Source organism: Granulicella sp. S190, assembly GCF_009766095.1.
In the GTDB taxonomy this organism is placed as follows: domain Bacteria; phylum Acidobacteriota; class Terriglobia; order Terriglobales; family Acidobacteriaceae; genus Edaphobacter.
Genome location: NZ_LMUD01000009.1, coordinates 233,991 through 254,093 on the forward strand (window position 1 = coordinate 233,991; position 20,103 = coordinate 254,093).

Genomic DNA, 20,103 nt, shown 5'->3' on the forward strand with positions numbered 1-20,103 from the left:
TATCCTGCTCCGTACTATAGCGGAGTATCTGTTGCGCGCAGCATTTGTCTATCGTCTCTGTCGTCGAAGTCGAAACGGCCAAATTGGCGGACAAATCCCGAGGCGCACAGGTTGATGCGTCTCAGCGACAGGAACAGGACGCTGGCATAGCGAAGGCGATCAGCGATTCCCGCGCCTGCCAGTTCTTCGCGGATCACGGGCAATCCGGATGTAGCCCTCGACTGTCGCCAACAGGCGGACGCCGCTCTCGCGGGTGCGTTGACGACAATCCGCCTGAGCGCATAAGTAAAAGTCTAGGCTCGTTTTGCATGTTGCGCCCTGGTTGCTGCCACGGCCGTTTCGATGAGTGTCTCAAGGACTTTTACGTCTACATCCGCCAGCTTCTTGATGTACAGACATCCTTTGCCGGTGGTGTGCTTGCCGAGCTTGGCAAGCAAGGCTTCAGCACCATCAAAGCCAATCGCGCCGTACAAGACGTTTGCGGCCTTTCGCGGCGAGAAGCCGACGAGGAGCATATCGCCTTCGCGCCCGCTCTCGTAGAGATAGTGATAGCTGTCGAAGCCGACGATGGACGGTCCCCACATCGCAGGTTTTTTGCCAGTGATCTTTTGCATCATCCTGACCAGATCCTTGGCGTCTGTACGTCGCGTTTCGTCAGCGCACGTATCGAGAAACGCGGGAACGCTGGTGGTTGTGGGTTTGGTCTTATTCTCGGCCATGAATTTATCCCCGAACCAATTTGTGAAGCTTACGGGATAGATCTTATCTCCGGTCTCACTCCAACTCCAATGGATTTTGACTAACATCGGGGACTGCCTTCCTCACAGGATGCATTGAGGATTTGAAAGTAGAGCTGCGTGGACCTGACGGGAGTTGATTTTTTTCGATGGCTCTTTTTGAAGACGGTTTAGACGGTGTATCTGTCCAAAGTTGATTGGGCTTCGTCGACCAGAGTTTGCATGGAGTCGCGGAGGGAGTTGAACTGCGGGTGTCTGCGGAGTGTGCTGAACCATGGGTCTGAGGTGAGAGTGTGGGGTGCGCAGATGAAGCCTGACTGTGCCGCCTGCTTGAGCGCTGTGATTGCCAGCTCCGGTTTCTTCATCCGAGAGTAGTGGCGCGCGAAGTACAGGAGAATTTCCGGCTCGCGGGTTGTGTCTGCGGCTTTCATGAGATTGATGGCTTCCTCTGTTCTACCTTCGAGCAGAGAGAGCAGAGAACTAAGGAGAGCTGTCATCAGCGGGGATAACGGCATCTTGTCGAGGCGCTCGCGCAAGAGGGAGACTGCGCGCTTTCGATTGCCAAGAGCTGCCCAGGCTGCGGCGTCGAGGTAGTAAGCGGCGCGTCCGCTGTAGGTTTCGATTGCGGAGGCGTAGTCGCCGGAGAGGAAGAGAGTGTGAGCGACACTGGTGATGACGGCGGGATCGAGCCGGACGGCGCGGCGATGCGCATCGATAGATTGCGGGAGCATTCCGCGGAAGCGAAGGACCTGGACGAGACTTGTGAACGACTCGGGTTCGCGGGGATTCTGTTTGAGGCGTTCGAGGAGTCGAACCATCGCGTCGGCTGCGTGGCCTGTGTCTACCTGCACGAAGGTATAGAACTGGTGAGCGGAGGCGAGGTCTGGATCGAGCGCAAACGCTCGCAGGAATGCGGCGTGGGCCAGCTCCAGATTTGCGGAAGAGGTGGCACTGAACTTATCGAGAAACCAGCAGCATCGGCCTAGCCAGGCCCATGCGGGTGCGAAGCTAGGATCTTCGGCGAGGCATGTCCAGTAGAGATCGCGGGCGAGGAGCATCGAGTCCAGAGAACGTTGGGCGGTTAACTCTTTCGCGCGTGCAAATTTTTCGTAGGCTGCTTGTGCGACGCCGGGTTCTCCGGTAACGGCGAGTTCAAAGCGGTATCCGTGTTTTGAAACTGTTCTGATGGCGTCGCGGCCGACGATCTTTCTGAGGCTGACGATGGTGTTGGTGAGGTTTGCCTCGCTGACGTGCACGGAGGGCCATAGCGTGTCGATCAACTCCTGTTTGCTGACGAGATGTTCGGCTTTGCGGACGAGGCAGAGGAGAGCGTCGAATGCTTTGGGTTGAAGCGGAACGGGAAGGCCAGATGTTTTGAGGAGACGCTCACCTGGGTGAAGTTCAAAGTTGCCGAATCGATAGGAGGAATCGGGCGAGCTTTGATTTTTCTTTGAAAATCCCTGTGTCATAAGTGGGCTGATCAGTTTGGAAATAAGCCTACACTGCTGGCGTGTCAGAAAGCAGGAGGAGATCGATGATGGGTTTATTTCGCGAGCTGAGAAGCAAAGTACGTGGGAAGAGTCTCGGGGTGTTCGCTGTAGTCGCAATGGCTGCTTGTGTGTTTGGAGCGGCATTTGCCAAGGGTTTTGCGCAGACAGCGGGAGCCGCGTCCGACAACGGATCACAAACGGCCGCTGCGATGCGAGATGGGAAGAACGACTTTGATTTCAACCTGGGAGTCTGGCGTACGCACATTCGGCGCGTGCTCGATCCGTTTTCGGGGTCGGACAAGTCGATGGAACTGAATGGGACGGTGACAGTGCGGAAGGTTTGGGATGGCCGGGGGCAACTGGAGGAGATTGAAGCCGACGGGCCGAAGGGTCATTGGGAAGGGCTGACGATGTTTCTTTACAACCCGCAGGCTCATCAGTGGACGCAGTCGTTTATCGACAGCCAGGCGGGCGTGCTGACTACGCCGCTGGTGGGGTCGTTCAAGAATGGGCGGGGCGAGCTCTTTTCGCAGGAGACCTTTCGTGGCAAGACTGTTCTGATTCGGGGAACGTGGTCCGATATAAAACCGGACTCTCACCACTTCGAAGAGGATTTTTCGGATGATGGCGGAAAGACCTGGGTTCCTGCTTTTATCGGGGATCTGATGCGCGAGAAACAGTCGGGTGAGGCAGGTGCTTCGCTGACGCCGGTTAGTATGGAGCGCGTCGATGGCTCCAACGGGCAACGCGATTTCGACTTTGATTTGGGAACGTGGAAGACGCACTCGACACGGTTGCTGCATCCGCTGACGGGGTCTACGACGTGGGTGGATATGGATGGAGTGTCGGTGGTCAAGAAGGTTTGGGGAGGCAAGGCGAATCTGGCGGAGTACAAGGCAGACGGTCCCGCGGGGCATGTGGAGCTGTTGTCGCTGCGGTGGTTCAATCCGACGACGCATGAGTGGAACCTGGACTTCGCGACGCCGAATGTGGGCACGCTAGGTATCCCGGGCGTTGGCGGATTCAAAGACGGACGCGGCACGTTCTATGACTACGAGGAGATCAATGGGCGGTCGGTGCTGGTGCGGTTTTCGATCTGGAAGACCTCGCAGGATACGGCGCAGTCGGAGCAGGCATTTTCTGACGATGGTGGAAAGACGTGGGAGGTTAACTGGATTAATAAGTACACGCGTTGAGCAGCTCGCGATTAATTCTCAATGGGTTACAAATGCTTGCTGGAGAGTGCGAGCCTCTCGCTCTTGTAGAGCGTTTATGGAGTCGCGAGAGGCGTGGTCATTCGGTGCGGAGGGCTTGCATGGGTTCGATGGAGGCGGCTCTTCGTGCGGGGAGGGCGGCGGCTAGTGTGACCATGACTGCGGCTAGAAGCACAGCTCCGGCGAGAGTGAGGGGATCGGATGTGGTTACGCCGTAGAGCTGGCTGCGGAAGAGTCGGCCTAGCAGGACGATGGAGGGCAGAGCGATGACGATGGCGATTGCGGCGATGAGGAACATCTCGCGGACGACGAGTAGGACGACGCCACTCCGTTGCGATCCCAAGGCGAGGCGCACGCCGATTTCCCGAGTGCGCTGTTCGGTGGAGTAGGCGAGCACGCCGTAGAGTCCGACCGATGCGAGCAGGATCGCCAGTGCAGAGAATCCGATCGCAAGAAGAGCCAGCGCGCGTTCATCGGCGGCGCTCAGGTTGACCTGGTCCTCCATCGTTCGCATGTCATCCACTACCAGGGTGGGATCCATTCCGTGAACGTTCTGCCGTATTGCGGATTCGACCATCTCGGGAGACTGGGTGGTGCGGGCATAGATCCTCATCCCGGTCGGATGTTTGATCTGCACATAGGGGCGGTAGACTGCCACGCCGATGTCGGTGCGGAGATTCTGATGTTTGGTGTCGCCTACGACGCCGACGATGGTGGTGTCGGGTGGGATGGGGGCATCTCCTCCCTCGGAGACCATGCGGCCCAGCGCGTTCTGCGCAGATCCGAAGAATCGCTTCGCGAAGGCCAGATTGACGACTGCTACCTTTGGAGCATCGTGGGTATCCGCGACGGCGAACTCCCGTCCCACAAGCAATGGCTGCTTCAGCGTGGCGAAGTACCCAGCTGTGATCCAAGGAGCTTCAAAGTCTGTTTTTTCGTCCTCGGTTGTCTTATGGCCTTCGACCGAGAAGCCACTGAAGTGGGAGTCGCCGGTGAGCTCGGCGTCGTTTGTCGCGGCAGCGGAGGTGACACCGGGTACGCGTTGCACAGCCTCGAGCCCGTTGGTCACGATCGGGATCATGCGGTCTTCTCCGTAGCCGGAGTCTGCGGGGTCGAGGCCTGAGGAGAGATGGTGGCACGTTGGCAGCCAAACGAATCAGACTGTAAGAGACTTGTTTGTTGAAGGTAGAGGCTGGTCCTCGGCGGGGTGCGAGTCGATTCTGTCCGGAAACGGAATACTTCGTTCGCAAGTGAACAGTGGTTGGCCGGTCTAGGGAGTGGATGGGGCGGGTGATGGAGCGGTGGCGGCTTGCTGGCCGAGGTTGGCGTCTACGGTGCCGATGCGGCCGGAGAAGGAGACTCGGACGACGAAGCGGACGCGGACTGCCTTGGGGTCGGGGTCGAGGGTGTAGGCGAGATCCATGCCACGCTCGATTCTTCCGGTGGGGGCGACGGTGGTGGGAGCGCTGGCGTGGATCACCTTCGCGGAAGTCTTGAGCACCTTTCCCTTGCGGTCGAAGGTGGTGATGGCGAGAACTACGTCGGAGTGCCGGGGTTCGGTGTCGGTGGCGGGCGACCAGTAGAGTCCGCGCGCGTCGACGTGGACGATGAAACGGTTGGGATCGGTGGGGGAGGGTTCGAGGGTGACGGGGACGCCGTCGTAGACCATGGTGCTGGTGTCGGCGGAGATGAGGTCGGTCATGAGGCGGCGGGAGGGGTTGACGGGATCGACGCGACCGGGGCCGCGCTGGAGGTAGTAGCCCTGGCGGGTGTAGACGATGAGGCCGGGGCGGTCGAGCGTGATGTTAATCTTGCGGAATTTTGAGGGGTCGAGCGAGGTGTTTTGCGGGCGGTAGGTAAGGGAATAGAAGCTGGCGCCGTCTCGGATGGCGGTGCCGATCTCAGCGTCTACGTCGTTGCGTCCGTAGAGGGTGCGGCCACCGGTGGCTTTGGCGAGGCGGTTGAACTGATACTCGCCGCCAAAGGGGTCGTCGCGACCGGCGGTGCGTCCGTAGGTTTGAGGATTGATCTGAAGGCCGGCGGGGTCGATGGTGTAGAGGGTGACGCGGGCGTCGCGCAGGACGTTGACGCAGTCCTGGACGGCGTTGTCGACGCGATTGACGGTGTCGACGGGGACGTCTTCCCAGCGGAGAGCGGGGAAGCCACGGCCAACCCAGATCATATTCTTGTGGCCGGGATGACCGACGACGGCTTCTGCGACGCGGCGAAGGGTGAGGAAGGCGAGGGCGAAGCGGTCGGCGCGCCACTGTCCCTGCTGGGCCTGCCAGGGATAGGCGCTGAAGTGATGATCGAGCGCGGAGATGATCTCGTCTTTGTTCTGGGTGTAGTCGTGGAGCACGCTGAAGTGCTGCAGGTCGACGGCGAGGAGCATGGTGGGGGTGTCGAGCTTGCCGGGCTGGCGCTCGAGGAATTTTTTGAGGGAGTAGCGGGCAAAGGCCATGTCTTCGAAGCGAGTGTTGAACTCGTCGAGGAGGAGGATATTGACGGGGGCGTTGGGGGCGAGGCGGTCGAGCTCTTCGGTGGAGTTGATGGTGAGCTGCGAATCGAGGGCGTGGGTAGCGGGGGCGTCGAAGTTGAGGAGGGTCTGGGGCTCATTGGCTTCGGTGACGTGGAACTCGTCGCGCTTGAGATCGGTGACGATGTTGCCCTTGGCGTCGGTGACGACGAGGTCGAGGATGACGAGGCGGGCGTTGCGGCGGATGGTGTAGGTACCGTTCGCGTCTTTGACCGGCTGTGTGCTTTGAGGTTGCGCCGGTTGTGTTGAGTCAGAGGGGGGTGGTGCTGGTTGCTGGGCGGGAAGGGCGTTGGAGAGGCCGGCGGCGAGAGCGAGAAGGAAGAAGGCGCGCAGGAGCGGAAGTTTCATGGGACCCTCGGGTTTGACGGTGCAGACACGATAATTCGTGGGTTGTTACGGTGACGCTAACGGTTTAATTCGTTTGTGAATTGGTTCCGAGTAAGGGGGAGCTTTGCGTGAATAAGCAAGCAGGTGCAGACTCCTCCGCTGTGGAATGACAGTAAAAGAGTAAGCAACGGCAAAGCAACGGCGAAATACGGGGGTCTCTCCGCTGCGCAGCTCACGATGAGGCCGTGAGTTGCTTCGGTCGAAATGACGGATTTATGGATTAGGGGAGGGGTGAAAACAAACAACCGCAACCGCAGATTCCGTTCGGGAATGACAAACAGAAGAGCGAGTCTGTGCCAATTGTGGCGGTGCTCTCATTACAGAGAAGTATGAAAACCAACGAACCAACAAACCAACGAACTAACGAACTAACGAACTAACGAACTAACGAACTAAGGGGCGAAGGCTGGGGATTTGGGGCGCGTGAGATTTGTTGTCAGAACAAAGTCAGAGCGGGAACGTAGATATACTTCTGATACTGTGAATTTTGCGTTTTGGAGAGTGTAAGTATGTCGAGGAAGCTGGTTCGGATCGGTCTGTCTTGCGGCGTGTTACTGGTGTCCGCTGCGTTTGCGATGGGTGCTCAGCCGCAGGAGAAGAAAGACAGCGAGAAGAAGAAGGATCAGAAGCTGGTGGTGACGGGAACGCCGGTGGTTGAGCCGGCAGAGCCTCCGACAGACTCAGCGACGGAGGGCTCGGTCAGTGTGGGTGGGCAGGCGATCGCTTATAAGGCGGTGGCAGGGACGCTGACGGTGGGCGCGACGGATTCGCAGGATGCGATGCTGGGGCTGGATGGGAAGCTGCTGCCGGATACGGGAGAGAAGGTGCCTGATCCGGAGAAGCCGGAGGAGGCTCCTGCTACGTCGCGGATGTTTTATGTGGCGTACTTCAAGAAGGATGCCCCGGCGGGACGGCCGGTGACGTTTATGTACAACGGTGGGCCTGGGTCGGCTTCGATGTGGCTGCATATGGGGTCGTTCGGGCCGAAGCGCGTGGTAACGACCGACGCGCAGCATGATGAGGGCGCGCCGTACAAGATTGTGAACAACGACTACAGTCTGCTGGATGTGAGCGACGTGGTGTTTATCGATGCGCCAGGGACAGGGTTCAGCCGGATCATGGGCAAGGATAAAGAGAAGGCGTTCTGGGGCGTGGACCAGGATGCGCATGCGTTTGAGAGGTTCATTCGCAGGTTTCTGACGAAGTACAACCGTTGGAACTCGCCGAAGTATCTGTTTGGCGAGAGCTATGGGACGCCGCGCAGCGCGGTGCTCTCGGCCGATCTGGAGAATGTAGATCTGAACGGGATTATTCTGCTGTCACAGATTCTGAGCTTCGACAATAGCATCGATGGGCCGAAGTTCAATCCGGGGGTGGATCAGGCTTATGCGCTGGGACTGCCTACGTTTGCGGCGAGCGCTTTCTATCATCACAAGCTGCCGACACAGCCTGCGGCGCTAGAGCCGTTTCTGGCCGAGGTGGAGCAGTATGCGATGGGCGAGTATATGAGCTCGCTGCTGCAGGGTTCGGAGCTGCCTGAGGCGAAGCGGCAGGCGGTGGCGGAGAAGTTGCATGAGTACACCGGGCTGACGGTGGCGTACCTGTTGCGAGCGAATCTGCGGGTTACGGGTGGGGCGTTCAGCAAGCAGCTACAGCTGGATGACGAGACGACGACGGGGCGGCTGGATACGCGGTATAAAGGGCCGGATCTCGACCCGCTGAGCTCGGATGCGGAGTATGACCCGCAGAGCAACGCGATCTCTTCGGCGTACACGGCGGCGCTGAATCAGTACATGAGGACGGAGCTGAAGTATGGCGAGAACCAGACGTACAAGCCGGGGGCTTATGTGGATCCTGACTTTACGTGGGATCTGCGGCACCAGGCTCCGGGTGGGCCGCCAGCGAATCAGCAGGAGGGCGGGACGAACGTGATGCCGGACCTGGCGTACACGATGAAGTCCAACCCGAAGATGAAGGTGATGCTGGCAGGGGGATATTACGACTTGGCGACACCTTACTTTGAGGGCAAGTTCGAGATGCATCATCTGCAGATTCCGCAGAAGCTGCAGGCGAATATCAGCTATCACTACTACCAGAGCGGACACATGGTCTATGTGAACGAAGATGTGCTGAAGCAGTTCCACGCGGATGTGGCGGCGTTCATCCGGGGGACCGAGAGCGGCAAGTAGATTGGTTTCATTGTCAGCGGGAGCCACCTTCGGGTGGCTTTTGCTGTTCGTCGCCAGACTACTTCGTCAACTCGTCCCACTTCTCCTCCGACTCCATGCTGACAGCGCCGTTGTCTAAAGCGAATTTGATAAAGCCTTGAGGGGCGTTCCTGACGTTGAAGATGTTCGCCATTTTAATGGCAGAGATTCTCTGCCACTGAACGCCCTTGAGGTTTGCGCCACGGAGATCGGCGCCGGTGAGATCAGATCCTGAGATGTCTGCCCCCTGCAGGTTTGCGCCGTTCATGTCCACGTTTGTCATCTTGACGTCGTCCACCTTTGCATTGGTGAGGTTTGCGCTACGGAGGTTGGCATCTTCCAGGGTGCAGAAGCTCAGGACGGAGTCTGAGAAGTCACTGTTGCGCAGATCGGAGGCGTGGAGATCGCAGCGGCTGAGGTTGGCGTGTTTGAGAGAGACGCCGACGAGAAAGGCCTGCCCTGCATCGACGCCGGTGAGGGAGATGTGGTCGGCGTTGAGCTCCTGCATGGCTTCGATGCGGCCTCCGCTGCCGCCTTTTCCCTGAGCGGTGTTGATGACCTGCCAGGCTTGATAGTGCCGCTGCTTCTGCCGGTTTCCGCGGTCTGAGAAGTAGAAGATGACGGCGATGAGAACGGAGAAGGTTCCGAGATTTTCGAGCACGTCGAGGAGTGCCCAGTTGCCCAGCGCCCAGGCTACCCAGGAGAGATGCCACTCGAGATGTTTAAACGGGCCGGACCAGGAGTGAAGCTCTTGTTTGTGTTCCGACCATGGTTTTGGCCGACTTCTCTTCGAGCGTTCCTTCAAGTGGTGCTCCTGATGTTCGGACTGATGGGGATGGGGATCTTTTTGTAAGGGTAGCCTCTCTGAGGATAAGGGAAGGATAGGGCGACAGAAGGATGAGGCGATCTGAATGTTGGAGCAGATCTTGCTCAGGGGCGTTGGCCGTGGGTGCCAGCGGAGATGGGTGTTGATGCCGGGGTGGCTATGCCGATGAACTCGGTGATGGAGTTGAAGCCGGTGTTGGTGATCCAGACGTTGCCGGAGGCGTCGATGGCGAGGCCGCGGGGGGTGTTGAGGCCGGGAGCGAGATAGCCGGTGGTGGGCGAGATGGGTTTGCCGGAGTTGGAGAAGGCGGAGAGGGAGTTGCCGTCGCGGTTGGCGACCCAGATGCGATTTGCGCCGTCGACGGCGAGCTGTGCGGGTGCACTGATACCGCCTCCGGTGTAGCCCGTGGCGGGAGAGAGCAGAAGGCCGTTCTTGTCCGATTCGCCGATGGCGTTGTTCTTGTTGCTGGAGTACCAGATGTTGTTGGCGGAGTCGATGGCGGGGAAGTAGGGGCCGACCATGTTGTCGGCGTAGAAGGTGAGGGCGATGGACCAGTCGTTGGGCGCGGCGGTGAGGGTGGGCTGGTAGGGCGAGTCGGGGAAGCCTGCGCCGAAGAGGGCGGCTGGGTTGGCGCCGGGGTTGCGGGCGATGTTGAGGGCGGCGGTGAGGGTGTCGGTGGGGAGGGTCCCGTCGAGGCCGACGGCGTTGGGGAAGAGGTCGGAGCAGGCTTCGGTGCCGTCGGAGTTGACGCAGTCGACAAGCATGTCGGCGAGGGTGTTGATCTCGGCCTGGGGGACGTCGCCGTTCGCGTCGATGCTTTGGAGACGGGTAGTGCCGCTGCTGCTGTCGACGAGGTTATTGACGGTGAGGAAGGCGTTTTCCAGGCCTTGTTGTGCATTGGTCGAGGGGCCGGAACTGAGGTGGGTGGCGTCGGCCATGAAGCCGGAGAGAGCGAAGGCAGAGGCGACGGTAGAGACCTCGTTGATGAAGAGGAAGGGGACGGTGTCGCCGAAGGTTGCAGGTGCTGCAGGGCAGGTGCCGAGTATGGACATGAGGGCGAGCGCGGGGTTGATGGCATTGTTGGGAAGGCCGGGGTTGCCGCCAGTGACGAGGACGTAGACCTGCTGGCCGGCGGTGCAGGTGTAGTCGCCGCCGAAGCCGAAGTTGCCGCTGGGGTCGGTGAGGATGTAGCTGCCGGTAGAGTCGGTGAGGACGCCGGGCTGGGTGGGGTCGAGGAGCGAGAGGCTGGGTGCGCCGTAGCCGGTGGTGCCGGCCGCGAAGAGATAGACGTGGGCGCCGGTGACGGGCTGCTGGCCGCCGTGGACGTTGCCGAGGATGGGGGAGCTGGAGGTGTTGGCTGGGGCTACTGGGGACGGACTGCCGGGTGCGGCTGCGGGCAGAGTCGATTGGTTTTGCACGGCTCCGCAGCCGGTGAGCAGAGTGACGGCAAAGAGAACCAAGACAACGAGATGACGGTGAGGCGGGCGAGGCAAGGAGTAGTGTCCGAGGCGATGCAAGTGAGGCAAGCGTAGCAGTTAGGGGAGGGTGCGGGCGTACCACTTTGGGGTTAACGGCGTGGCTACAGTGGGTAGTCTTTGGGCGTTGGGGTGAGTGCGGGTCGAACAGGCAACGGCAAGTGCAAACACGATGCGGGATTCTTCGCTTCGCTGCGGATGACGACGAAAGGGCAACTACGCAATACGGGGTCTCTCCACTGCGCTGCTCACGACGGTGCTGTGAGCGGCTTCGGTCGAGATGACGGTTGTTTGGGTGGGGAAGGCGAAGGCAATCGCGGGTGCCTCCGCTCTCGCTGCGGATTTAGGTGGTCTGCGGGGTTGGTGCTGGGGCGTTGCGGATGCGGCGGAGGACGCGGAGGAAGACGACGATCAGAAGAGGCTCGGCGAGCCAGAGGGCGTGGTTTGCGAAGCGCGGGGCTACCCAGGCACCGATTATGGCTCCGACGAGGAAGCAGAGACAGATGAGGCCAAGGTTGATGGCCTGAGCGCGGCCTTGTTCTCGCGCCTCGGGGGTGGCGGAGGGGGTGAGCGCTTCATAGAGGCCTTCGACCAGGTCGCGCAGGTTGCCGGTGATGAAGGTGGAGTTGAAGGCGAAGCGCTCTACGCGGCGGAAGCTGGCGACCTGGAAGGCGGAGACGAAGGCGATGATGAAGGTGAAGATCATGCTGGGGAAGCCGCTGGAGAGCGAGCCAAGGACGAAGAGCGCAAGGATCTCAAAGGCCAGGCCGAGTGGGGCGGAGTAGCGGTAGCCGGAGCGCAGGTGCTTGGAGCCGGTGACCCCGGCGAGAAAGCCGACGATGGGTACGAGATGCGGGATGATGTCGTGCCAGTTGCGGCCCAGGGTGGCGATGCCGAGGAAGATGACGTTGCCGGTCATGGCGTTGGCGAAGACGTGGCCGTGGTTGAGGTAGACGATCGCGTCCAGCAGGCCTCCGGTGCCGGCGAGGAGCATGGCATCGGGCAGGGAGTTGGGCTGAAGGATGGGGTTGGGTGGCAGCATGGGGCCTGTAGGGTGCTGAGACTTATACGGTCTTTTTCAGGAGGCTGTGATCTGTGTCGGCCACGAGGGTTCGCGGGGCTCCCCAGCCGGTAGCCCTGCCGATAGCTAAGGTGAGAGGCCGCTCGACGAGGCGATAGACCAGGATCGAGAGCGGTAGCGCTACCGCGAGGCAGAGGAGCGTCATGGTGGTTTGGCGGGTGGCGATGTGGGTGGAGATCAGCAGCCGTGCGACCGCCGCGATGATGAGGATGTGTCCGAGATAGAGCGAGTAGGAGGCATCTCCTACTTCGAGCATCCAGCGCGGGATACGAGGGTTGAGCTGGGGCTCGAGGAAGATTGCGGCCTGAACGATCAGGAGTGCCGGGATTCCCCAGGCGAGGGTACGCGAGCCGTAGAACTCTCCCTGGGGGATGAAGAAGATGACGGCAAAGCCGATGAGTCCAAGTGCGGCTGAGAGCCAGGGAGGGATGGTGAAGCGATTTTTTGCTGCGTAGGCGAGCCATACTCCAGCTAGAAATTCGAGCAGGAAGGGGTCGAGGAGGGTGGTGACGGGATGCCAGCCAGGTCCGCGGAGAGCCCCTATTGCGGCTAAGAGGATGAGAAGCGGAGTGAGGAAGCGGATGGGCGCGATTTTGAAGGCAAGTGCCGCGGCAAAGAGGAGGTAGAAGAACATCTCATAGGAGAGGGTCCAGCCTGGGCCGACCAAGGGCTGAATGACTCCGTCGGGGCCGGCGTGCGGGAGGAACAGGAGCGAGGAGATGAGGTATCCGATGGACACAAACCCATGGGGTGCGCTGCCGACGGAGGGGCGGAGAGCCGAAAGGGTCTCTTTGGCCCAGGTGAGCAGGGTCAGGAACCAGTAGAGCGGAACTACGCGCACAAGACGGCGACCCATGAAGTTTCCGGCGGTCGGGGCTTTGCCTGAGGATCCGCCGAAGGAGGAGATGGCCATGACGAATCCGCTGATGATGAAGAAGATGTCGACGCCGGAGGCACCGTTCTCCCAGAAGCCCTGGCGGGGACCGTAGACGTTTTTGGGGCCGAAGTCGAGGAGCCAGAGGGCGGAGGAGTGATGGATGACGACCATCGACGCGGCTACTCCGCGCAGTGCCTGAACCGCAAGATAGGTCTTCTGCTTTGGTGCCTGAGCTATCTGCCGGTCCATGGTTTGGCCAATCATAGCGGTCTGCATCCCCCTCCGCAACCATTGCTTCTCAGGACGCTGGGGTGCTGATCTTCTCGCGTCATCGCGGGTCTGCGGGTTGGAGGAGGCACGCGGGCAAGTGAGGCTGATGATGTGGGAAAAAGGGCTGAGCTAAAATGTGAGTGACTTGTTATCAGATTTCGCATCTTCTGATTCTCTCGCGCGTCTAATTTAGACGTAAAGCTTTAATTTGTTGAGGAGATAGGGTTTATGGCGATCAAGTGGGATCGGTTGACGGTGAAGTCGCAAGAGGCGATGCAGGCGGCTGTAGGTCATGCAACGGAGAACGGCAATCCGGAGGTGATGCCGCTGCATCTGATGGCGGCTCTGCTGGAGGACCGCGAGGGAGTGGTGATCCCCGTGCTGGAGAAGGTTGGGGTGCCGGTGGAGCAGCTGCTCGCGGGAGTGAATTCTGGAATTGAGAAGCTGCCGAAGGTGCAGGGCGGCGGACAGCCGGGGCTGTCGAATGTGCTGCAGAAGGTTTTGGAGCAAGGGTTCAAAGAGGCGGAGAACTTCAAGGACGAGTATGTATCGACGGAGCACCTGCTGCTGGCGCTGGCTGGTTCCGGTTGGGGCGTGAAGAACGATCCGGTGCATCTGGCGCTGGGGGCGCTGGGCGGAACGCATGAGGCGATTCTGAAGGCGCTGAGTGCGGTGCGTGGCGGACAAAGAGTGACGGACCAGAATCCTGAGGGGAAGTTTCAGGCATTGGAGAAGTATGCGAAGGACCTGACCGAGCTGGCGCGGCGCGGGAAGCTCGATCCGGTGATTGGGCGGGATGAAGAGATTCGCCGCGTGGTGCAGGTGCTGAGCCGCAGGACGAAGAATAATCCGGTGCTGATCGGCGAGCCGGGTGTGGGTAAAACGGCGATCGTGGAGGGATTGGCGCGGAGGATCTTTCTGGGCGATGTGCCCGAGATTTTGAAGAACAAGCGTGTGTGCTCGCTCGACCTTGGCGCGATGATCGCCGGGGCGAAGTTTCGCGGGGAGTTCGAGGACCGGCTGAAGGCGGTGCTGAAGGAGATTGAAGAGTCGAACGGCGAAGTGATTTTGTTCATCGATGAGTTACATACTCTGGTGGGGGCTGGTGCGAGCGAAGGGTCGCTGGATGCGAGCAACATGCTGAAGCCTGCGCTGGCTCGCGGTGGGCTGCGTGCGATTGGCGCGACGACGCTGAGTGAGTACAAGAAGTACATCGAGAAGGATGCTGCGCTGGAGCGACGTTTCCAGATTGTGTATGTCGGCGAGCCGAACGTCGAAGACACTGTTGCGATTCTGCGCGGGTTGAAGGAGAAGTATGAGGCTCACCACAAGGTGCGGATCAAGGATTCGGCGATTGTGGCTGCGGCTACGTTGAGCCACAGGTATATCTCGGACCGGTTTTTGCCGGATAAGGCGATTGATCTGGTGGATGAGGCGGCGGCGGCGCTGGCGATTCAGATCGGCTCGGTGCCGGTGGAGATCGATGACCTGGAGCGGAGGGCGACTTCGCTTGAGATTGAACGCGCGGCTTTGAAGCGGGAGAAAGATTCGACGTCGCAGGAGCGTCTGGAGGTGGTGGAGCGAGAGCTGGCTGAGGTGAAGGAGAAGGCGTCCGCTCTGCGCGCGAGGTGGCAGAAGGAGCGCGGCGCGATTGGGAAGATCGCGGAGCTGAAGGAGCAGTTGGAGGCGCTGCGGTTCCAGATGGGCGAAGAGACGCGCAAGGGGAACCTGCAGCGTGCTGCGGAGTTGCAGTATGGCGAGATTCCGACGCGAGAGGCGGAGCTGCGCGAGTTGACCGCGGAGCAGGATGCCGCGGTGCGCGAGGATGCGGCGGAGGCAGAAGCAGACTCCTCCTCTACGCTGAGGAGTGACAAACAAAAGGGTCAGAGACAGCGACGGATGTTGAAGGAGGAGGTCGACGAAGAGGATATCGCCGCGGTGGTGTCGAAGTGGACGGGGATTCCTGTCTCGAAGATGCTGGAGGGCGAGATGCAGAAGCTGGTGCAGATGGAGGATCGTCTGCGCGAGCGCGTGGTGGGACAGGATGAGGCGCTGGGTGCAGTGGCGAATGCGATCAGGCGGTCGCGCGCAGGCCTGAGCGATCCGAAGCGGCCGATTGGCTCGTTTATCTTTCTTGGGCCTACGGGCGTGGGAAAGACGGAGACGGCGAAGGCGCTGGCGGAGTTTCTGTTCGATGATGAGGCTGCGATGGTGCGGATCGACATGAGCGAGTACATGGAGAAGCATGCGGTGGCGAGGTTGATTGGCGCGCCTCCGGGCTATGTCGGCTATGACGAGGGCGGGCAGTTGACCGAGGCGGTGAGACGGAGGCCGTACGCGGTGATTCTGTTCGACGAGATCGAGAAGGCGCATCCGGATGTGTTCAACGTGTTGCTGCAGGTGCTCGACGATGGCCGATTGACGGACTCGAAGGGAAGGACGGTGGACTTCAAGAATACTGTTCTGATTATGACGTCGAACGTTGGCGCGGGCCAGTTGTCGACGGCGTGGGCGCAGGGCGAACAGGGCTTTGAGGAGGCGAAGGGCCGCGTGATGGATGAGCTGCGCAAGCACTTCAAGCCGGAGTTTCTGAACCGCGTGGACGATATCGTGATCTTCCATCCGCTGGGCGACGAGCAGCTGACGCATATCGTCGATCTGCGGCTGAAGGATCTGGAGAAGCTGCTGGCGGATCGAAAGATTACGCTGGAGATGACCGACGGCGCGAGGAAGGCGATCTTCAAAGCAGGGTACGACCGTGCCTATGGAGCGCGGCCTTTGAAGAGAGCGATCCAGCGGCTAGTGCAGGACAAGCTGGCGGTGAAGATTCTCGACGGCAGCGTGCTGCATGGAGATCACGTCGTGGTGACCGATGGCAAGGGCGGGCTGGAGTTCAACGTCAAGAGAACGTAATCGCTGGGTCTGAATCGTTTCGAAGTATTGCTGAGTGCGGTCCGATGACTTCGCGGCCGCACTCTTTTCTTTGCACGTCTGGCGGTTGAAGGGTCTTTGATAGAGTGGGAGCGTGACCTCCAGGGCAGTACGTATTTCCAGCGTCAATAGCCACGGCAAGCGGCTTCTTTTTTTTGTGGTGTGCAGCCTCCTGCTTGCCAACGTTGTTCAGTGGGGCTTGTGCCGCGCTCTGCATCTGGGGAATCCGGGCGCTATCAAGGTTGAGCTTGCAGATCTTCTTCATGTGCGGCAGTGGACGGACTCGTGGCTGCCGATGATGAAGTCGCTGGACTACTTCGAGGCGAATCCGACGAAGCCGATCTACGCGGCTCCGCTGTACGACACGTTGATCTATTCGCTGGCGAGTGAGCTTCCGCTGGTGGCGCTGCGAAGGCTGGGGGTTGGCGATGCTGCGATGTTGCGTCTGCTGGCGCTAGTCTCGTGGCTTGCGGTTGCGGGTGTCGCCGTGGTTTCGCTGGCAATGGGCCGCAGGCTGCTGCGACGGCGTGGAGTGGAGCTGGACTGGGCCACGATTCTTGCTGTGGTTCTAGCGTGCGTTGGATGCTATCCGCTGATCAAAGGCTATGCGCTGGGAAACGCGCAGACGCTACTGTCGTTTGGGTTCACGCTGATGCTGTTTCTGTGGACTGCGGGGCGTGAACGCGAGGCCGCTGTGGTGGCGGCGATGCTTGCGTTCGTGAAACCGCAGTATGTGTTGCTGCTGGTGTGGATGGCGGTGCGCCGAAGATGGGGAGCGATGTGGGCGTTTCTGATCTGCTCGGCTGTTTTGCTGGGGATGTCGGTTGCGGTGTTCGGGTGGCGGAACAATCTGGATTATGTTGGCGTGCTGGCGAGTCTGAGTCATAAGGCGCAGTCGCACTATGCGAATCAGTCGATGTTTGGGACGTTGAACCGGATGATCTTCAACGGAGAGAATCTGGGATACACGCCGCACGTCTACACGCCGTATGTTGCGTGGGTGTATCGGACCACGTTGCTAACGTCGCTGGTGCTGGTGGCGGGTGTGCTTCTGTTTCCGTGGGGCAAGATGCGCAGCTCGACGGCGGATCTTGCAGCGATGGGGTTGGCTTCGGTGGCAGCGTCGCCGATGGCGTGGGAGCACCACTACGGGATTGTGTTCGGTATCTTCGCGTGGTTCTGGTTCAGTTATGGCTGCTGGGAGGTGAAGAGGCCGTGGTTGTGGGGGCTCTCTTTCTTTCTGTGCGACAATTTTCTCTCTGCGACGAACTTGCTGGCGGATAAGCGCGGATTGAATGTGCTGCAGTCGTACATGTACCTGGGGGCGCTGCTGCTGTTGGTGCTGCTAATGCGGCTGGCTCGCAAGGTGGAAGCGGATCGCACGGCTGTTCTTGCCTGAGGTAGCTCAGGCAAGAACAGAAGACTTACTTTGGGAGTTGCGCGTCGGGCTGGGGCGCGAACCTTACGGAGACGGCGTCGCCCTTCATGGCTGAGCCGAGCGGTGTGAGCTCGTCGTGATCAGCAGCGAAGGTCTCGTCCGTCCAGTTCCAGCCGCTGTGGATGAGCACGAAGACATGGGGGCCGGATTCGGTGGAGAGCTGCTCATAGGGCAGGATTCGAAGGCGTGTGAAGTTGCGCATGTGGAGGGCGGTGAGGGAGGCTGTGTCGTGATGATCCCAGAGCAGCTCGTTGGGGGTGGAGTAGACGAGGGTGGTGCGGGAGCGCACGTCCGGGTCGGGCTGGTAGTAGCTGGCGGTCTCGAAGGTGCCCATGTCCTGAATGTAGAGAAGACCAGAGGGACTGGCGAGTAGCGCGGCTTTTACCTGAGGAGGCAGTACGAGTGCGGCAAGGACCTCGCTGGTCTTTGCCTGCTCTGCGTGAATGCGGATTGCGCCGGAGCAGAGGATAGCCAGAGCGAGCGCTGAGAGGATTGGAGCGGCGGTGCTGCGACTGCGGAGCAACGGAAGCAGGGCTATCGCGAGCAGAGCGGTGAGAGCGACGATGGCTCCGAGGACGTAACGGACTTCGATGGTGTGGGTGACGAAACGTGCCAGGAGAAATCCGAAGAAGGGTAGCGCGGCAAGCACGATGAGTAAGACCAGCTCAGCTTCGGGGAGTTGGATGTCTTTGCTGCGCAGCTGGAGGATGGTGCCGAAGAGGAGAATGGCGGCGAAGAGAACGAGCCCGATGGCGGCGAAGTGCTGCAGGGTCAGGCTTGCGTGGGTGTAGTCCACGAAGAGAGAGCGATAGGCCTGGGTGATGGCGTGGTAGCCGACTTCTCCGGCGTTGTAGTAGTTCCTGCGAAACTCTCCGGCTGCCTTCTGGAATGGGAGCGCGCAGACGATGGAGGCCATGCCTGCGACGATGACGGCGAGGACAGGAAGATCGAGCTTGCGGCGCTGAATGGTGCGGAAGAGCTCGGCGGCGCAGACAGGCGGAAGCAGTAGGATGCCGAAGTAGTGGGTGTTGAGCGTGAGCGCGATAGCGGCGGCGAGGACGATGAGTGATGCTGTGCGTTGCGACGGTCGACGGGTCGCCGTCTGCCAGCTCAACATGGCGAGAGCGTATAGGCCGAGCAGGAGGCCGTAGGGTCGTCCTTCGGCGGCGTAGAAGAGGGTCGCGGTGAGTGCGGGGAATGCCAGCGCGAAGATGGCGGCGCGCTCGTTGGCGATGCGGCGCACGAAGTAGAACAGGCAGAGCTGCATGAGCAGATAGCCGAGTAGGGAAGGCAGCCTCAGGGCGAAGGCTCCTGCACCGAATGCCTTGATGGCGAGGTAGACGAGGGTGTGGTAGACGAGGGGGTCGAGCGAGATGGGGTAGGTGCGCTGGATGTGCAGGAGCTGTGCGTAGGTGGGGGCGTTGTCGGTCTGGAGAACGAAGAACTCATCCTGCGACATGAGCTTGTGATGGGACCAGAGGAGAGAGAGAACGGCGGTCAGGATCAGGAAGGCTACGGCAGGCCAGGGTAGCGCGAAGCTCTCCGGTGAATGATCAGCATTGAAATCTGATGACGAACTCATAGCTTGATGAGAGTACGAGCAATTGTTCCCGGGAGATGCTGTGGCGTGCTGATGGGGGCAGCCTCAACGACTGCTGGTGTGGTGGAGGGCAGGGTCGGAGTGAAGAATATTTCGAGGCGAGGCATGCGAATGAAGAGGAGCAGCCCCATGACGAGTGCGGTCGCGGCGAAGGAGGCCATCAGCAGAGGCTCGCGATAGAGCTTTTCGGGGTTCTGTACGGCGCTGTCATGCTTGAAAGCGAGTTTGAGGTAGATGGCCATGGTGAAGGCGACGAGAGGAAAGCCGAGGATAAGCTCGATGCGATAGCGGATGATGAAAGCGCCGAGGAAGAGCATTGCTGTGGAGGCGTAGAAGAGAACCGACACAAGCAGCGACTCTGGTGTGTAGCGTTTGAAGGAGGCGCGATAGGCTCCGGCCACGCTGCGATCGCCGATCTCGGAGAGTTCGCTGAAGCGCTTGAGTCCCATGAAGTAGCAACCCAGCATCCAGTAGGCGATGAGCAGCGAGACCGGAGGCACGAGAACGCTGGTGACGGCGTACCAGCCAAGCAGCATGCGCAGAGGATTGTTGATGGACTCTGTAAGAACGTCGAGGTAGGGAACGTCTTTGGTGCGGATCGGCGGAAAGTTATAGAGGCAGCCCATGATCCAGAGGACGAGCGCGACGAGGGCGAACATGCGGGAGATGGTGAGGCCGATTGCAACTCCGGCGACCATCATCAGAAGCCACTGGGCGTAGGCTGCGGGGATGTTGACGAGGCCCAGTGCCGCGGGGCGGTTGCGCTTGGTTGGGTGGAGGCGATCGAAGGGTGCGTCGAGGACTTCGTTGATGACGTAGTTGCTGCAGGCGACCAGAGTTACTGAGATAAAGGCAAGCAGCAGGGTTACGAGGAGCTTTGAGGTGAAGAGCGCGGGAGAGACGCTGAGTGGAACGATAACGCCAGGCAGAACGAAGAGATTCTTGATGGAATGATCGAGTCTGGCAATGGCGAGATGGGCACGGAGGCGCTCTGAGAGAGAGACATGGCGCGGGGGAGGTTCAAGCATGTTCGT

Annotated in this window: 15 protein-coding genes; 4 read left to right on the forward strand and 11 right to left on the reverse strand. The window is 60.1% G+C overall.

The window, feature by feature from the left end:
* Positions 1 to 14: 14 nt before the first annotated feature.
* From GSQ94_RS04840 to GSQ94_RS04850, 3 genes are all read right to left on the reverse strand, one after another.
* Positions 15 to 197, reverse strand: a complete 183-nt coding sequence (locus GSQ94_RS04840) for a hypothetical protein (RefSeq protein WP_158942181.1) — start codon at positions 195 to 197, stop codon at positions 15 to 17.
* Between the two features lie 96 nt (positions 198 to 293).
* Entirely contained in the window at positions 294 to 806 is a 513-nt protein-coding gene (locus GSQ94_RS04845; protein ID WP_216843013.1) for a DUF1801 domain-containing protein, read from the reverse strand.
* A gap of 101 nt (positions 807 to 907) precedes the next feature.
* On the reverse strand, positions 908 to 2,206 hold the full coding sequence (locus tag GSQ94_RS04850) for a winged helix-turn-helix domain-containing protein (RefSeq protein WP_158942183.1): 1,299 nt from the start codon (positions 2,204 to 2,206) through the stop codon (positions 908 to 910).
* Positions 2,207 to 2,271: 65 nt separating this feature from the next.
* On the opposite strand from GSQ94_RS04850, the gene GSQ94_RS04855 reads away from it, so the two are divergent.
* Entirely contained in the window at positions 2,272 to 3,423 is a 1,152-nt protein-coding gene (locus tag GSQ94_RS04855; RefSeq protein WP_158942184.1) for a DUF1579 family protein, read from the forward strand.
* Positions 3,424 to 3,520: 97 nt separating this feature from the next.
* Here GSQ94_RS04855 and GSQ94_RS04860 read toward each other — a convergent pair whose 3' ends face one another.
* Positions 3,521 to 4,522, reverse strand: coding sequence for an FtsX-like permease family protein (locus GSQ94_RS04860; protein ID WP_158942185.1), 1,002 nt, complete (start codon positions 4,520 to 4,522; stop codon positions 3,521 to 3,523).
* Positions 4,523 to 4,711: 189 nt separating this feature from the next.
* Positions 4,712 to 6,325, reverse strand: coding sequence for a VWA domain-containing protein (locus tag GSQ94_RS04865; RefSeq protein WP_158942186.1), 1,614 nt, complete (start codon positions 6,323 to 6,325; stop codon positions 4,712 to 4,714).
* Between the two features lie 548 nt (positions 6,326 to 6,873).
* On the opposite strand from GSQ94_RS04865, the gene GSQ94_RS04870 reads away from it, so the two are divergent.
* Positions 6,874 to 8,553, forward strand: coding sequence for a S10 family peptidase (locus tag GSQ94_RS04870; RefSeq protein WP_158942187.1), 1,680 nt, complete (start codon positions 6,874 to 6,876; stop codon positions 8,551 to 8,553).
* 58 nt (positions 8,554 to 8,611) lie between these two features.
* On the opposite strand, the gene GSQ94_RS04875 is transcribed toward GSQ94_RS04870, so the two are convergent.
* The 4 genes from GSQ94_RS04875 to GSQ94_RS04890 all read right to left on the reverse strand — a co-directional run bounded on the left by GSQ94_RS04875 (position 8,612) and on the right by GSQ94_RS04890 (position 13,106).
* Entirely contained in the window at positions 8,612 to 9,376 is a 765-nt protein-coding gene (locus GSQ94_RS04875; RefSeq protein ID WP_158942188.1) for a pentapeptide repeat-containing protein, read from the reverse strand.
* Between the two features lie 125 nt (positions 9,377 to 9,501).
* The gene (locus GSQ94_RS04880; protein ID WP_158942189.1) at positions 9,502 to 10,890 is read right to left on the reverse strand and encodes a hypothetical protein; all 1,389 of its coding nucleotides are present in this window, start codon (positions 10,888 to 10,890) and stop codon (positions 9,502 to 9,504) included.
* A 325-nt stretch (positions 10,891 to 11,215) separates the two neighbouring features.
* Positions 11,216 to 11,914 (reverse strand): YoaK family protein, encoded by a 699-nt coding sequence (locus tag GSQ94_RS04885; protein WP_158942190.1) that lies wholly within the window; start codon positions 11,912 to 11,914, stop codon positions 11,216 to 11,218.
* 22 nt (positions 11,915 to 11,936) lie between these two features.
* Positions 11,937 to 13,106, reverse strand: a complete 1,170-nt coding sequence (locus GSQ94_RS04890; RefSeq protein ID WP_158942191.1) for an acyltransferase — start codon at positions 13,104 to 13,106, stop codon at positions 11,937 to 11,939.
* A gap of 222 nt (positions 13,107 to 13,328) precedes the next feature.
* Here GSQ94_RS04890 and clpB point away from each other — a divergent pair, with 222 nt between their 5' ends.
* Together clpB and GSQ94_RS04900 are read left to right on the forward strand one after the other, a co-directional pair.
* Entirely contained in the window at positions 13,329 to 16,013 is a 2,685-nt protein-coding gene (clpB, locus tag GSQ94_RS04895; protein WP_158942192.1) for an ATP-dependent chaperone ClpB, read from the forward strand.
* A gap of 112 nt (positions 16,014 to 16,125) precedes the next feature.
* Positions 16,126 to 17,430, forward strand: coding sequence for a glycosyltransferase family 87 protein (locus GSQ94_RS04900; RefSeq protein WP_158942193.1), 1,305 nt, complete (start codon positions 16,126 to 16,128; stop codon positions 17,428 to 17,430).
* Positions 17,431 to 17,455: 25 nt separating this feature from the next.
* Here the strand turns inward: GSQ94_RS04900 and GSQ94_RS04905 are convergent, their stop codons facing one another.
* Together GSQ94_RS04905 and GSQ94_RS04910 are read right to left on the reverse strand one after the other, a co-directional pair.
* Positions 17,456 to 19,051: a glycosyltransferase family 39 protein gene (locus GSQ94_RS04905; RefSeq protein WP_158942194.1), complete on the reverse strand. Its 1,596-nt coding sequence runs from the start codon at positions 19,049 to 19,051 to the stop codon at positions 17,456 to 17,458.
* Positions 19,048 to 20,097: a UbiA prenyltransferase family protein gene (locus tag GSQ94_RS04910; protein WP_158942195.1), complete on the reverse strand. Its 1,050-nt coding sequence runs from the start codon at positions 20,095 to 20,097 to the stop codon at positions 19,048 to 19,050. Before GSQ94_RS04910 ends, GSQ94_RS04905 begins: the two co-directional genes overlap by 4 nt.
* Positions 20,098 to 20,103 lie beyond the last annotated feature (6 nt).